Origin of the sequence: Bacteroides sp. MSK.18.37 (assembly GCF_019129155.2) — a bacterium.
Taxonomy (GTDB): domain Bacteria; phylum Bacteroidota; class Bacteroidia; order Bacteroidales; family Bacteroidaceae; genus Bacteroides; species Bacteroides ovatus.
Genome location: NZ_JAHOIB020000001.1, coordinates 1,970,293 through 1,985,660, shown reverse-complemented (window position 1 = coordinate 1,985,660; position 15,368 = coordinate 1,970,293). Strand labels below are relative to the sequence as shown.

Here is a 15,368-nt window from a genome sequence, read left to right as displayed (position 1 = left end):
AAACCTGTAACGAAAGAAAAGATTGAAAATATGAATAAGAATAAATTATTTAAGGTGTTTGTCATGATTGCATTTATCATGTGCAGTTGTGAGGATAATTTTGATCCGAAGATGTATGGCACGTTGAATGTTTCTAATTATCCGGTGACTGAAGCCGAATACGAATCATTTATGATGACCTGCTATATGCCTTTTACGACAACATGGACCTATTGGATCGGTGCTGGAACAAGTGGTAATCAGCACGGTTGGTATATCCCTGCCGGAGGTGTACTGAAGTTCTTTGATTATCCGACAGATGAAATGGCTGTGTGGAATAATGGTTGGGGAGGCGGATACTACTTTCTTTCCAAAGCCGATTTCAGTCAGTGTGTCTATTATACGAGTGGTACGTTAAGTGATGAAAGGCCGAATCATTTTCCGAAAGTAAGTGAGATTTCCTACTTCACCAATGTGATTGGAACTTTGGAGAAGGCTTCTACCGAAGTGGTCTCCGAAGAGCGTAAAAGGGAGTTTATTGCCGAGGCCCGTCTTTGTCGGGGATTGATGATGTATTATTTATTGCATGTATATGGTCCTGTTCCTTTGATTGTCGATCCGGACGATCTGATTAATCCTTCAAAGCTGGAAAATCTGGTACGTCCGACATTACAGCAAATGACGGAGTGGATTATGGCTGATTTTGATTATGCTTATCAGTATATTGCAGATACACAGCCAGAACAGGGACGTTACAATAAAGACTATGCACGTGTATGCATCATGCGGCATTGCTTGAATGAAGGCTATTATATGTCTGGTTATTATCAGAAAGCAATTGATATGTATAATGAGTTGAAGGGGCGGTATAGTCTTTTCAAGAAAGGGGATAATCCTTATATTGAGCAATTTAAAAATGCCAATAACTTCAATTCGGAAGTGATTATGGCTGTCAGCTGTGATGAAACGGCGGACGGTACGAATAAGTCCGGTAACTTTAACCCGCTGATGATGCTCGCTACTCCCGATAATGCAGCCAGAGTGGACGATCAGGGAAATCCGACTCCTTTCTACTTGCAAGGGCAGGGATGGGGACAAACCTTCAACGTGTCTCCGAAATTTTGGGATACGTATGATCCTTTGGATAAACGTCGTGAAGTGATCCTTACCAAATATTATACGACTGCCGGAACTTGGATTGACCGGAATACAACCACATGGGACGGATTTATAATTAATAAATTCCCGGTTGAAACGGCCACGGCTTTTCAGGGGACTGATATACCGTTAGCCCGTTGGGCAGATGTATTGCTCATGTATGCGGAAGCCGAAGTACGTAAAAACAATGCAGCTCCGTCCGCTGATGCTATTGCTGTGGTCAATGAGGTGCGTAAGCGTGCCGGACTGGGAGATCTTCCGTCATCGGCAACAGCGAATGTTGAAGCCTTCCTAGATGCTTTACTTACGGAAAGAGGACATGAAATGTTGTATGAAGGGATGCGTAAAATAGATCTCATCCGTTTTAATCAGTATGCGCAACGTACAGCGAAGATCAAAGGAGTGGCTCCTACACATCAATATGTGCCTATTCCTAATTACGCGGTTCAACAAGCTTCGGAATCTTATGGAAAAGTGTTGGTACAGACATTTGAACGTGAGGGATGGAAAGCGGATCTTGCGGCAGCTCGCAATTAATGTCATCATTCATTATTGTTAAACTAGAGATCTTTAGAAAAATGAAAAAGATATATGTATTATTCATGTCGTCGTTATTGCTCCTTTCGTGTGCAAAAGATGATGTTAGTAAGCCAAGTGAATGGCCGGAGTGGCCTACACCTTCAAAACCTAAAATAGAAAATGCCGTATTGCGGGGCGTGAATGGTGAAACGGTTGTGGCGGCTGGTGATAAAGTGAAGTTCACCGCACAGATCAGTGATGAATATAATGATTTGGTTTCATTCCAATTATTAGTGACAATGGATGGGGCCGAAATCTTGAATTTGTCTAAAGGATTGAGTGGGCGTTCTACGGTTATTGAAGAGGAAGCTACTTTACCTTTTGTTGCCGGTTTCCAGAATGGACGTCCTGTGGTAACTATAAAGGCTGTAAACGATTTAGGTGGCAATGAATCGACCCTGACTTTGGATGAGGCCGCAAGTGTGGCGGTAACCCGTCCGGAAACACCTTCCAAATTATACCTTGTTGATGATTTGGGAAATGTGTATGAAATGGACAAGGAGAGTCAGAATGAAACGGATTATAGTTTCCGGACGAGTGCGGCGGATTTGGCAGGGATTGGCGACCATTTTAAAGTTGCCGAAAAGATAATAAACAATAAACCTGATTATTCCGGTTTGGTATGGGGATATTCAGACGATAAGATCGCGATTGTGACTGATGATGCAGCTACATCGATTCCGACTCCTAAGGTAGGGAGTTATACATTGGAGAATATCACTTTTGATATGTTGAGTTTTCTGACTGATAAGACTTTGACATACAGCATTGATATTGATAAGTCCCGCTTCTTTGATGTGGGAGGAGGATATGTCCAGTTGGATGTTCAGCTGGTGGAAAGTGCCAAGATTAATTTTATAGGTTTTGGTAGTGATGTCACTAACATGCTCCGGCCGGAATTCTTTAAAGATGTTTCAGGAAGCAAAGCAAAATTCGATGGTCCGTCGGTACTTTATAATTTGAAATATAATACATCAAACGGTTTTATGTATATGGAGCGGCCGCGGGATGTCTTTTATCCGGAAGTGATGTATATTGTTGGTACTGGAGTTGGATTCCCGCGTGAACCTTATGTGGCTACACTTGCTTGGGATTTCGCATATCCTCACCAATGGTTCTTCTTTAAGAAGGTAGGTGCAAGTGCTTTTGAAGCAGTTGTGTATATCGACCAGACTATGGGATTTAAGTTCTTTAGAGGATATGGTTGGGCACAAGAGGAGGACACGAAGAATCTGTATACGGTTGAACCTGCTAACCTGATTACGAGAAGTGCCCCTGGCGATCTGATTCCCGGTCCTGATTTTAAAGCCGGACTTTATACGATACATATTGATAAAGCCAAAGAAGTGATACGATTGACTCCTTATAATTAAGAGGGGGTCAAGATTAATAGTCTTTAATTTAATATTTAATAGAATTATGTATATATCAATGAAAACATATAGTAAGAAATTACTGGTCGCATTCTTTTTTTCAATGTTGCCAATGGTATTGATGTCCTGTTCGATGGACCCGGAGAAAGCCTCTTTTTCTATTTCCGGAAATTTGGAGAAGTTACAGATCGGTAATGACGGTTTTACGGAGGTTTATTCGATAAAGTCTAATACGGAATGGAAATTTGTAAACGAGACGGATCAGTCTTGGGTTACCATCTCACCGGCCAAAGGGAGTGGAAACGGAACTGTGACAATTACTGCAAATGCAAATACAGGAACCGGACGTACAGCTGTATTCCGTGTGGTGCCTAACGGAGTGAAGACACAGGAAATTGAGATCATGCAGGGTAATTCTTATATTCCTACAACTGATGGAGAGTTTCCGATTATAGCATGGACCGGAGTGGAAGCAGATAAGTCGCTGGAGAAATTCCCGGTGATGAAAGCATCCGGCATTAATATTTATCTGGGATGGTATGATGATTTGGAAACAACATTGAAGGTGCTTGACGCCGCACAGAAGACCGGAGTGAAAATGATAACTTCTTGTAAGGACCTCTTGTCTGTTGGTACTGCCGAAGAGGTCGTAAAAGCGATGATGAATCATCCGGCTTTGTATGCCTACCATTTGAAGGATGAACCGGAAGTGAATGATTTGCCGGGCTTGGGCGAATTGGTGAAGAAGATTAAAACCATCGACAGCCATCATCCTTGTTATATAAATTTATACCCCAATTGGGCATGGGGGAAAGAACTTTATTCTGAAAATATAAAGTCGTTTATAGAACAAGTTCCTGTTCCATTTATTTCGTTTGACAATTATCCTATTGTATCTATAAATGGTGCTCCCAGCATTGTCCGTCCGGACTGGTATCGGAATCTGGAAGAAATATCGGCTGCTGCTAAAGAGAATAATAAGCCGTTCTGGGCATTTGCACTTGCACTTTCCCACAAGCTTGATGAAACTCATTTTTATAAGATACCGACATTGCCCGAGTTGAGATTACAAGTCTTCAGTGATTTGGCTTATGGTGCGCAGGCAATCCAGTATTTTACCTATCGCGGACTTCAACATGACGAACCGACCGAAGTTTATAATTTGGTCAAGACTGTTAATCAGGAAGTACAACAACTTGCGGGTATATTCTTGGGAGCACAAGTAATTTCAGTATCTCATACCGGAAGTGAAATACCGGAAGGAACGACAGCTTTGGGAAGTCTGCCGACTCCTATAAAATCATTGACTACGAGTGATACCGGTGCTGTTGTCTCTTTCTTGGAGAAAGGTAGTAACCAATATCTTGTAGTTGTAAATAAAGACTTTCGTAATGTGATGAATCTGGCAATTGATGTGGATGGTTCTGTTAGCAGAGTGCTGAAGGATGGCTCAACTGTAAGTCCGGATGGTTCTACGATAGCGGTTGAACCGGGGGATATGGTTATATTTACATGGAGAAAATGAATAAAGGTTTCTAATTAGATAAAGTAAAATTCGATTATGAAAAAGATATTACTCTCATTTTTTATTAGCATTATGTTAATTGCCTGCAGTCAGAAAACAGTCTCTGTTCGTGAAGTCTGGACGAAAGAGCAGGCTAATGAATGGTATCAGCAATGGGGATGGCTTCGTGGGTGTGATTTTATTCCGAGCACGGCAATCAACCAATTGGAGATGTGGCAGGCTGATACTTTTGATCCGGTGACTATTGACCGTGAACTAGGCTGGGCAGAAGATATCGGAATGAACTGTATGCGTGTATATTTGCACCATCTAGTTTGGAAAACGGATAAGGAAGGTTTTAAGAAACGTATTAATGAATACCTTACTATTGCCGACAAGCATCATATCTCTACCATCTTCGTCTTCCTGGATGATTGCTGGAATCCTGTATATCAGGCTGGTAAACAGCCGGAACCACAGCCGGGAGTACACAATTCGGGATGGGCGCGTGATCCGGGAGATTTGTATTATAAAGGTGATCCGGCAGTGATACTTCCGGTCTTGGAGAATTATGTGAAAGACATTCTTACCACTTTTAAGGATGATAAGAGAATTGTGTTGTGGGATTTATATAATGAGCCCGGTGGTTCGGGCGGATATAGATACGGTGAAAGAAGTCTGCCGTTATTGCAGAATATATTTACGTGGGGACGAACAGTTAACCCGTCGCAACCCTTGTCGGCCGGAGTCTGGGATATGAGTTTGACTAATCTGAATAAGTTTCAGTTGGAAAACTCGGATGTGATAACCTATCATACGTATGAAGGTCTGGATTCGCATCAACGGCTCATTGACACATTGAAGCAATATGGCCGTCCGATGATTTGCACGGAATATATGGCACGTACTCAAAATAGTACTTTCCAAGATATTATGCCAATGCTAAAGAAAGAAAATATCGGTGCAATAAACTGGGGACTTGTAGCCGGAAAAACAAATACGATCTTTGCATGGGATACTCCGTTGCCTGATGTAACTGAACCTTCCTTGTGGTTTCATGATATTTTCCGTAGCGATGGGACACCTTATTCAACAGAAGAAGTGGAATGTATTCGTTCATTAACTAAATAATTCCCTTATGATAACTATGAGGAATATATGGATAATGATGTTGGGGATATGCTTGTTTGGTTGTGGGGCTGGTAAACAGCCCCTTTCCTCACAGCTCTCTTTAACATGGAAACTGGAAAAAGATAGTGTGGAAGCCAGATATTTTAAGAATACATTCTGTTTAACGAATAACGGGAATAAATCCTTGGCTGATAATTGGGTGATCTATTTTAATCAGACACCAATTTATTATCAGCAACCTATTAATGCCCCGTTGGAAATAGAATGTATTGGTTCGACTTATTATAAGATGTATCCTACTGAACACTATCAGGCATTGGCACCGGGTGAAACAATCACTTTTACCATATTGAGCGAAGGAAATGTGATTAATGTATCTTCGGTTCCTGAAGGGGCTTATATTGTAGCTACCGATGAAAATGGGAAAATGTTGCAGCCGCAAAATATTCCGATTGAGATCGGACTGTTTACGCCCAATGCTCAATGGGTTCGTTCGAAGAATAGTTTTCCCTATGCAGGTGGAAATTATTTCTATAAGCAGAATGATGATTTCAGTAAACCGGTAGATTGTGATATGCTTTCTCTTTTTCCTGCTCCTAAAAAAGTGGAAAAGACGGGCGGTGTTTCTTCTTTCTCTCAAAAGGTTTGTTTGAAGTTTGATGATACATTTAAAGAGGAAGCTCTTTTATTGAAAAGTCAATTGACTTCATTATTAAGATGCAGCGTTTCTGATGAGGATGAACAAACAATCATTGAATTGAAGAAAATGGAGGTTCCTGTTCCCAGTCAATATCCTGATGAGTATTACGAAATCGTGATAAAGAATAACCGGTTGACTCTGAAAGCTAATGATGCACATGGCATATTTAATGCTTGTCAAACATTGCTTGCCTTATTAGATAACATGGAACTAACTTCTGCTCCGCTTCCTAATCTTCATATTACCGATTATCCGGACATGGAGCATCGGGGAATTATGTTGGATGTAGCCCGTAACTTTACAAAGAAAGCGGATCTGCTGAAATTGATCGATATATTGTCATTCTATAAGATGAATGTACTACATTTGCATTTGAGTGACGATGAGGCTTGGCGTGTGGAAATACCCGGATTGGAGGAATTGACAGAAATCGCTTCTCGTAGAGGACATACTACAGATGAACAGACATGTCTTTATCCTGCGTATGCTTGGGGATGGAATGAGACAGATACTACTTCATTGGCCAATGGATATTATTCACGAAGTGACTTCATGGATATTCTGAAATATGCGAAAGAAAGACATATCAGAATTATTCCTGAAATAGACATTCCCGGACATTCCCGAGCAGCGATTAAAGCCATGAATGCCCGTTATCAAAAATACATAGATACGGATCGGCCGAAAGCGGAAGAATATCTTTTGATTGATTTTGCGGATACTTCCCAATATCTGTCGGCACAAAATTTCACTGATAATGTTATCAATGTTGCCATGCCTTCCACTTATCATTTTCTTGAAAAAGTGATTGATGAAATTGTACGGATGTATCAGGATGCAGGAGTAGAACTGACAGCTTTCCATGTGGGGGGAGATGAAGTACCGGAAGGTATTTGGGAAGGTTCTTCTATCTGCCGTACTTTTATGCAAGAGAACGAACTGACCAATATACGGGATTTGAAAGATTATTTTCTGGAACAAATATTGGAAATGTTGGACAAACGTAGCATACAGGCAGTCGGATGGCAAGACATAGTTATGAATCCGGATAATACCGTGAACGAACATTTCAGAAACAGTAAGGTGCTAAATTATTGCTGGAATACCATTCCGGAACAGGGTGGAGATGAAGTCCCGTATAAGTTAGCCAATGCGGGCTATCCGATTATACTTTGTAATGTGGGTAACTTTTATCTTGATATGGCATATTGCTATCATGTGGAAGAACCGGGATTACGTTGGGGCGGTTATGTAGATGAATATGTGACGTTTGATATGTTGCCTTTTGATATTTATAAGTCTTTGCGGCGGAATTTGAAAGGTGAATCTGTTGATGTGAAAACAGCCTCAAACGGTAAACAGCCCTTAACGAAGGAAGGCTATCAGAATATCAAAGGTCTGTCCGGGCAAATCTGGTCAGAGACAATCCGCAGTCTTGAACAGATAGAATATTATCTCTTCCCAAAAGTCTTCGGATTGGCAGAACGTGCTTGGAATGCTCAACCATCGTGGGCATTATCGCCGGATGGCAAAATATATATGGATGCTAAGCGTAAGTATAATGCTGGTATTGTAGATTATGAATTGCCACGTTTGGCAAAGCGAGGAATAAATTTCCGTGTGTCTCCTCCCGGTATTATGATAAGGGATGGATTATTACTGGCTAATACTGCCATTCCCAATGCGGTAATCCGGTACACAACCGATGGTAGTGAACCTACGGAAAGTTCTGTAGAATGGCAAACTCCGATAGCATGCAATGCTCCACTGATAAAAGCAAAGGCATTTTATTTAGGAAAGGAAAGTGTAACTACTGTATTGATAAACGAATCATATTAAATGATATGTTAAACCCTCCGGAGAAGAAACTCTTTGGAGGGTTTTCTTATTAATTTTGCTTTTAATTCGAATATTTCTCTAAATTTGTGCCATTAACTCGACTAATACATTCATGGAGCACACTGAAACTTTAATAGTAGAGCAGTTGAAGATAGGCAACGAAGACGCCTATCAATACATCTATGACCGTCACTATGCCCTACTGTGCCATATTGCCAATGGCTATGTAAAAGACCAGTTTCTGGCGGAAACCATTGTCGGAGATACCATTTTTCATTTATGGGAGATTCGTGAAACACTGGAGATTTCCGTTTCTATCCGTAGCTATTTGTTGAGAGCTGTCCGTAATCGTTGTATCAACTATCTTAATTCAGAATGGGAAAAGCGGGAGATCTCATTCTCATGTCTTATGCCCGATGAGATAACAGATGATAAAATCATGGTGTCCGATTCGCATCCGTTAGGTACATTGTTGGAGCGCGAACTGGAAGAAGAAATATATAAAGCCATAGATAAATTGCCGAACGAATGTCGTCGCGTATTCGATAAAAGTCGTTTTGAAGGAAAATCATACGAAGAAATTTCTCAAGAGTTAGGCATCTCTGTCAATACGGTTAAATATCATATAAAGAATGCATTAGCATCTTTACAAACGAATCTAAGTAAATACCTGATTACTCTGCTTTTATTTTTTTTCGGATAAAAACGAAAAAAAGTCATTTTCTGACTACCCTCAATTAAAAATCTACTGTCTCCTTTATAGAACGCAGAAATATGGAAGAAGAAAAGAAACATATGGATGAATTGATCGTCACCTATCTCACAGAAGGTTTGGACAAAAGTGCTTTAGCCGAGCTGAAAGCATGGATCGCTGCATCAACTGAAAATGAAAATTACTTTATTCAGCAGCGGGAAGTCTGGTTTTCTGCCGTGAGCCGTGAAGCTGCGTTGAAATACAATAAAGATAAGGCCTTCCATACATTTAAGAATCGTATCGAAAGTCAGAAAGAAGTGGAGAAAACTTCCCGTCGGGGATTCCGTCTGTCGGCTTTGTGGCGTTATGCAGCGATTGTCACAGTCATACTTGCAGTCGGCTGTTTCTCTTATTGGCAGGGAGGTGTGGATGTAAAAGACACATTTGCCGATATCTCCGTAGAAGCTCCTTTAGGGTCGAGGACGAAACTCTATTTGCCGGACGGTACATTGGTATGGCTGAATGCCGGTTCACGAATGACTTATTCACAAGGTTTCGGGGTAGATAACCGTATGATCGAACTGGAAGGTGAGGGATATTTTGAAGTCCGGAGAAATGAAAAGCTTCCTTTCTTTGTAAAGACTAAAGATTTGCAATTGCAAGTACTGGGAACTAAATTTAATTTCCGTGATTATCCGGAAGATCATGAAGTCGTAGTATCTTTATTGGAAGGAAAAGTAGAACTGAATAATTTACTGAAAAAAGAGAAAGAAGCAGTTCTTGCCCCTGACGAAAGAGCGATATTAAACAAAACGAACGGACTGATGACAGTAGAAACAGTCACAGCCTCCAATGCCTCACAATGGACAGGCGGCTATTTGTTTTTTGATGAAGAACTTTTGCCGGACATCGTGAAAGAATTGGAACGTAGCTACAATGTAACTATCCGCATAGCCAATGATTCTTTAAATACCTTCCGGTTCTACGGTAATTTTGTTCGCCGTGAACAAAGTATTCAGGAAGTACTGGAAGCATTGGCATCTACGGAGAAAATACAATATAAGATTGAAGAACGCAATATAACTATCTATTAACCGGTTACCAGAGATTTATAATACTATGATTGTTTAACCTTAGAAATTGAAGAATATGAAGGAGGAATATAATACAGAATAGCCTTTAGTTTATTAAGGAGAGAAAAAATAAAACCGGAAGATCTCGAACATCTTCCGGCTCCTGATCTCTTCTTTCAACAACCCTCAAGAGTGAACATGTTTTCAAAAGAGATATTGCAAAGTTAGCAAAATACATCTCTTTTAAAACGAGTTATTCAAGTTTTAATTAAATAATTTGTTTATTTTATGAATTACAGGAAGAAGGCCATATTAATGGTCGTGGCTCTCTTTTGCCTTAACATAGCAATGCTAGCCCAGGCCGTTTCATTGAAAATGAATAATGTTTCAGTGAAAGAAGCAATGACGCAACTGAAGAATAAAAGCGGATATTCCTTCGTATATAAAGTGGGAGATCTGGATACAAAGAAAATTGTCAGTGTAAAGGCAGAGCAGTTGAATGAGGCTATCGATCAGATTTTGTACGGACAAAACGTTGTTTATGAAGTGAAAGGAAAGAACATTATTGTTCAAAAAGGACAACCCCGTCCGAAAGTTGTGAAAGGCGATAAGAAGCGGAAAATCACAGGTGTGGTGAATGATCTGAATGGTGAGCCTATTATCGGTGCTACTGTAAAGGAAAAGGGAGATGTGAATGGAACTGCGACCGATTTGGATGCGAATTTTACTTTGGAAGTATCACCGGGAGCAATATTGGAAGTTTCCTATATCGGTTATCAGCCACAAGAAGTGAAAGTAGGCGACCGGACAACTTTAGCGATTACCTTAATCGAAGATCAGCAGGTGCTGGATGAAGTGGTAGTAGTTGGATACGGTACCACCTCCCGCAAAAACCTAACCACAGCTATTGCAACCGTAAAGACTGAAAAAATATCGAAAGCTGCCAATAGCAGTGTAGCCAGTATGTTATTGGGACGTGCGGCAGGATTACAGGCTACGGTAAATAGCACTCAACCCGGAGGTGAAATTAATATTTCTATTCGTGGTGGTGGAAATCCTATTTATGTTGTGGATGGAGTAGTGATGCCAAATTCTTCTTTAGAAGTCGGGAGTGGTGAAACCGGATTGCCGGATGGCGTTAAGCGTGCAGCTTTGGCAGGTCTGAATCCTAGCGATATAGAATCTATTGAAGTACTGAAAGATGCTTCTGCAGCTATTTATGGTATTGGTGCGGCTGATGGTGTTATCCTGATTACAACCAAAAAAGGTGTAGAAGGAAAGCCACGCATTACTTATGAAGGGAGCTATTCTGTTCAGAAGCGTTATTCTTACGGCATGAATCGCTTGAATTCACAAGAATACATGAATATGGTCAATTTATTCGGAAAAGAAAACTATCTGTTTATTAATGAGCAATATCCTTATGGAAATGTGGGATATGACGGTAAATGGACTCCGGTATTCACATCCGAGCAAATAGCGAATGCAACTACAACCGACTGGTTGAGTTATGTGTTGAAGACAGGACAAGTCAATAATCAGAACTTGACTATTAGTGGCGGTTCAAAAACACTCCGTTATTATTTAGGATTAAACTATTACGACGAAGATGGAGTGGTTCGTAATGCCGGGATGCAGCGATACTCTTTGCGGACTAATATTTCCGCACAGTTGTTCAGCTTCTTGAAGTTAACGACCATAGCGAATTTGAATCATAATAAATACAGTAATTCTACAGTAGGAGGAGATACCGGTAATCAAGGAAACTCGGCAGCGGGATCTCTTTATACAGCGATGAATTATGCTCCTTATCTCGCTATATATGATAATATGGGAGAATATACCATATTCGGCAGGGAACCGAACCCACTGGCTGCATTGCAAATCCGTGATGGATCTAAACAAAGTAGCTACTATGTGAACTTTGCTCTTGACATTGATATTATCAAAGATATGTTGTCGGCTAAGTTGTTATATGGCGTGAATAAAGAAAATGGTAAACGCTCTGCCTATATTCCTAAAGACGTTTATTGGGGACTTGTTCGTAAATCAAGAGGGAGTCTTGGATATAATGAACGGCAGTATGAAACAATGGAAGGCACTCTTTCTTTCCGCCATAAGTTCTGGAATATGATAGACGTAAATGCTGTGGCAGGTATGGGACGCTATTTAGACAAGGGAACCGGGATGACCGTCTCTTACCAAAATGCAAATGATATGATTAATGATAGCAATCTGGCTGCTGCGGATGGGCCTTTCTCTCCTACTTCATATAAATATGAAAATGAGAAACGTTCTCAATTCCTTCGTGCCTCTTTTGATGTGTTGGACCGTTATGTATTAACGGGCACTTTACGGCGGGATGGAACAGATAAGTTCTTCCCGGATAAAAAATATTCGCTTTTCCCTTCTGCCTCGGTAGCCTGGAAAATGTCTAATGAATCGTTTATGCAACACCTTTCCTGGTTGAATCTATTAAAAGTTCGTGCCAGTTATGGTGTGACGGGTAGCGACAATCTTGGAACATCCTTATATGGTATTATCGGTATCTCCCGTGAAGACGTTAAGTTCTCCAATAGTGGTGTTACTTATGTACCTTATGCATTGCAAAGTGCCAACTACTCGGATGTGACCTGGCAAAAGACAGCGATGAAAAACATAGGATTGGATTTTTCAATCTTGAAAGATAAAATATGGGGAAGCCTTGATTTCTTTCGGAATGATGTGACTAACCTGTTGGGCACAGCTCCTACCTCTTTATTGAATATGTACGGTTATCGCCCTATAAATGGCGGACATTATAAACGGACAGGTGTGGAATTATCCTTAAACACCTTGAATATCCAGACACCGAATTTTAAATGGACCTCTTCACTGGCATTGTCTCATTATAATGCATATTGGATCGAACGGATGCCGAATTTCGATTATAAGAAATACCAGAAACGGGAGAATGAGCCGATGAGTGCTTACTACTATTACAAGACGGTTGGTGTCATCAATGAGGATAGAAGCAACATGCCCGATTCTCAACGCTCATTGCCTCGTGAAGCACAACTGCCCGGATATCCTATTATTGATGACCGCAATGGAGATGGCAAAATAGATATCGATGATATTTATATGGACAATACGTTGCCTAAAGTCTATTATGGTTTTGGCAATACTTTTACTTATAAGAATTTCGATTTGGACATCTATATGTATGGACAGTTGGGCGTGAAGAAATTTAATTCAACCCACGCCAGTAATTGTTCCGCTGCCAATTTAGCAAGCGGTACATTGGCCAGCAATCCTACAGATTACGCCTATGCTATTTGGAACTCACAGACCAATCCGAATGGCACAGTCCCGGGAATTGCTTCCAGTAAATCCGTAGCACTGCCCGAAAACGCTCCTATCAATACATTTTGGGAAAAAGCCTCGTTTTTGAGAGTTAGAAACATAACGCTGGGATATAACTGGGATACAAGGAAACTAGCTTTCCTGAAGGGAAATGTGCAGACTATTCGTCTCTTTGTCGATTTCCAGAATCCATTCACATTGACCAAGTTCGAAGGCGACGATCCGGAAATTACAACAGCCGCTGGTAATCTTGGTCACGGACAATATCCTCAATTGAGAGTTTATTCTTTTGGTGCGAAAATTTCATTCTAATTGATATAAAATGTAGAAATATGATGAAAAAGAAAATATTATTTCCAATACTGTCTTCCTTATTTCTTCTGTTTGGAAGTTGTGAGAATAATTTCGATGCACATATCTATGGCGATCTCATACAGGGAAAATATCCGTCCACAGAAGATGAATATGTTTCTTATATGATGACTTGTTATATTCCGTTCACATCGGTATTTACCTATCAGATCAACAGTGGCACAGGACAGCATGGTTTCTATATCGCTACCGGGGGCAATATTCGTATGTTCGACTCTACGTCGGATATAATGGCACCGGCCGTAGTGAAATGTAGTGATGAATGGCTCCGCCTTTCTCAGGCTAATTATGAAAATTGTTATTATTATTGGAGAGGTTGGGTAGACGATGCCAATAACCTGAATCATTTTCCTAAAACGGCAGAGGTAACTCGTTTTACAGAGATTATTGGTACGTTGGAAAAAGCTTCTGAAGACGTACTGTCTAAAGAAAAAAAGAATAGTCTGTTGGGAGAAGCCCGTCTGTGCCGGGGGATGATGCTTTACTACTTAATGCATATTTATGGTCCGGTGCCGGTGATAATCAATCCGGAGGATGTGTTTAATGAAGAAGCATTGGGAAATACGGTTCGCCCCACATTGACCGAAATGTGCGAATGGATCACAGACGATTTGGATTTTGCTGCCAATAATGCTCCGGAAACTACGTTGGAGAAGGGACGGTATACTCGTGATTACGCTCGTTTCTGTCTGATGCGTCATTGCCTGAATGAAGGAGGATATATGGATGGTTACTATCAAAAAGCGTTGGATATGTATGAGGCTTTGAAAGGAAAATATTCCTTGTTTAAATCGGGAAGCAATCCATATACAGACCTGTTTAAAAATGCCAATAAATTTAATAACGAAATTATAATGGCAGTGAGTTGTGATCCAAATGCTGATGGAAATCCCAAGAACGGAAATGCGAATGTTCTTTCTTGGCTGGTGGTTCCTAATGAAGCATCTGCAATGGACCCGACAGGAAACCGTACTCCTTTCTATCCACAAAATGGCGGTTGGAATGCTTTTTACAATGTAGCTCCTAAGTTCTATAACACTTTTGAAAAGGACGACTTACGCAAAGAGGCCATCCTTACAGAATACTGGACAAAAGATGGAATAAAGGTGACAAAAAATGATATTGGGGTGAAATGGGATGGGTTTATCTGCAATAAATTTCCAGTGGAAACGCCTGGCACTTTTCAGGGAACGGATATTCCTTTGGCTCGGTGGGCGGATGTGTTGCTGATGTATGCCGAGGCGGAAGTTCGCCTATCGAAAGCAGCACCCACAGCAAGTGCGATATCAGCAGTGAATGAGGTACGTAATCGTGCCGGACTAGGTAATTTATCATCTGACGATATATCATCTGCAGATGCATTTCTGACTGCCATACTGAAAGAGCGTGGACACGAACTATTTTATGAAGGATGTCGTAAGATTGATTTGATTCGTTTCAATCGTTATGCACGTGAGACAGCCGGAATGAAAGGTACTGTACCTACTAAGCAGTATATGCCTCTACCCAATTATGCCGTAGACCAAGCAGCGGAGAATGGCAAGAATCTCGTCCAAAACTATGAAAGACCAGATTGGAAAACAGACAAAAATGCAGCTGGTGGAATCTAAGAAAATGATTT

Annotated in this window: 9 protein-coding genes; all 9 read left to right on the top strand. The window is 40.7% G+C overall.

All coding sequences use genetic code 11. The features are described from left to right. The first annotated feature begins 30 nt into the window (after positions 1-30). The 9 genes from KSX81_RS08380 (at position 31) to KSX81_RS08340 (ending at position 15,357) form a co-directional block, all read left to right on the top strand. Complete coding sequence (locus tag KSX81_RS08380; RefSeq protein WP_254884199.1) at positions 31-1,674, top strand: RagB/SusD family nutrient uptake outer membrane protein; 1,644 nt, start codon at positions 31-33, stop codon at positions 1,672-1,674. Continuing rightward, positions 1,674-3,089, top strand: coding sequence for a DUF5125 domain-containing protein (locus tag KSX81_RS08375; RefSeq protein ID WP_004298958.1), 1,416 nt, complete (start codon positions 1,674-1,676; stop codon positions 3,087-3,089). Before KSX81_RS08380 ends, KSX81_RS08375 begins: the two co-directional genes overlap by 1 nt. A 46-nt stretch (positions 3,090-3,135) precedes the next feature. Next, positions 3,136-4,614 (top strand): BACON domain-containing protein, encoded by a 1,479-nt coding sequence (locus tag KSX81_RS08370; RefSeq protein ID WP_004323724.1) that lies wholly within the window; start codon positions 3,136-3,138, stop codon positions 4,612-4,614. Positions 4,615-4,650: 36 nt separating this feature from the next. Beyond that, positions 4,651-5,724, top strand: coding sequence for a cellulase family glycosylhydrolase (locus tag KSX81_RS08365; RefSeq protein ID WP_004323725.1), 1,074 nt, complete (start codon positions 4,651-4,653; stop codon positions 5,722-5,724). A 7-nt stretch (positions 5,725-5,731) separates the two neighbouring features. Continuing rightward, the gene (locus tag KSX81_RS08360) at positions 5,732-8,263 is read left to right on the top strand and encodes a family 20 glycosylhydrolase (protein WP_004298963.1); all 2,532 of its coding nucleotides are present in this window, start codon (positions 5,732-5,734) and stop codon (positions 8,261-8,263) included. A 112-nt stretch (positions 8,264-8,375) separates the two neighbouring features. Continuing rightward, positions 8,376-8,966, top strand: coding sequence for an RNA polymerase sigma-70 factor (locus KSX81_RS08355; protein ID WP_004298965.1), 591 nt, complete (start codon positions 8,376-8,378; stop codon positions 8,964-8,966). A gap of 71 nt (positions 8,967-9,037) precedes the next feature. Beyond that, entirely contained in the window at positions 9,038-10,051 is a 1,014-nt protein-coding gene (locus tag KSX81_RS08350; protein ID WP_004298967.1) for a FecR family protein, read from the top strand. A gap of 267 nt (positions 10,052-10,318) precedes the next feature. After that, on the top strand, positions 10,319-13,687 hold the full coding sequence (locus KSX81_RS08345; RefSeq protein ID WP_004298971.1) for a SusC/RagA family TonB-linked outer membrane protein: 3,369 nt from the start codon (positions 10,319-10,321) through the stop codon (positions 13,685-13,687). Positions 13,688-13,710: 23 nt separating this feature from the next. Next, on the top strand, positions 13,711-15,357 hold the full coding sequence (locus KSX81_RS08340) for a RagB/SusD family nutrient uptake outer membrane protein (protein ID WP_004323726.1): 1,647 nt from the start codon (positions 13,711-13,713) through the stop codon (positions 15,355-15,357). Positions 15,358-15,368 lie beyond the last annotated feature (11 nt).

What these genes read in the sequence shown, in the direction of transcription:
- KSX81_RS08375 (WP_004298958.1), top strand. Translation starts at nt 1,674, where the DNA reads ATGTCATCATTCATTATTGTTAAACTAGAGATCTTTAGAAAAATGAAA.
- KSX81_RS08360 (WP_004298963.1), top strand. Translation starts at nt 5,732, where the DNA reads ATGATAACTATGAGGAATATATGGATAATGATGTTGGGGATATGCTTG.
- KSX81_RS08355 (WP_004298965.1), top strand. Translation starts at nt 8,376, where the DNA reads ATGGAGCACACTGAAACTTTAATAGTAGAGCAGTTGAAGATAGGCAAC.
- KSX81_RS08370 (WP_004323724.1), top strand. Translation starts at nt 3,136, where the DNA reads ATGTATATATCAATGAAAACATATAGTAAGAAATTACTGGTCGCATTC.
- KSX81_RS08365 (WP_004323725.1), top strand. Translation starts at nt 4,651, where the DNA reads ATGAAAAAGATATTACTCTCATTTTTTATTAGCATTATGTTAATTGCC.
- KSX81_RS08350 (WP_004298967.1), top strand. Translation starts at nt 9,038, where the DNA reads ATGGAAGAAGAAAAGAAACATATGGATGAATTGATCGTCACCTATCTC.
- KSX81_RS08345 (WP_004298971.1), top strand. Translation starts at nt 10,319, where the DNA reads ATGAATTACAGGAAGAAGGCCATATTAATGGTCGTGGCTCTCTTTTGC.
- KSX81_RS08380 (WP_254884199.1), top strand. Translation starts at nt 31, where the DNA reads ATGAATAAGAATAAATTATTTAAGGTGTTTGTCATGATTGCATTTATC.
- KSX81_RS08340 (WP_004323726.1), top strand. Translation starts at nt 13,711, where the DNA reads ATGAAAAAGAAAATATTATTTCCAATACTGTCTTCCTTATTTCTTCTG.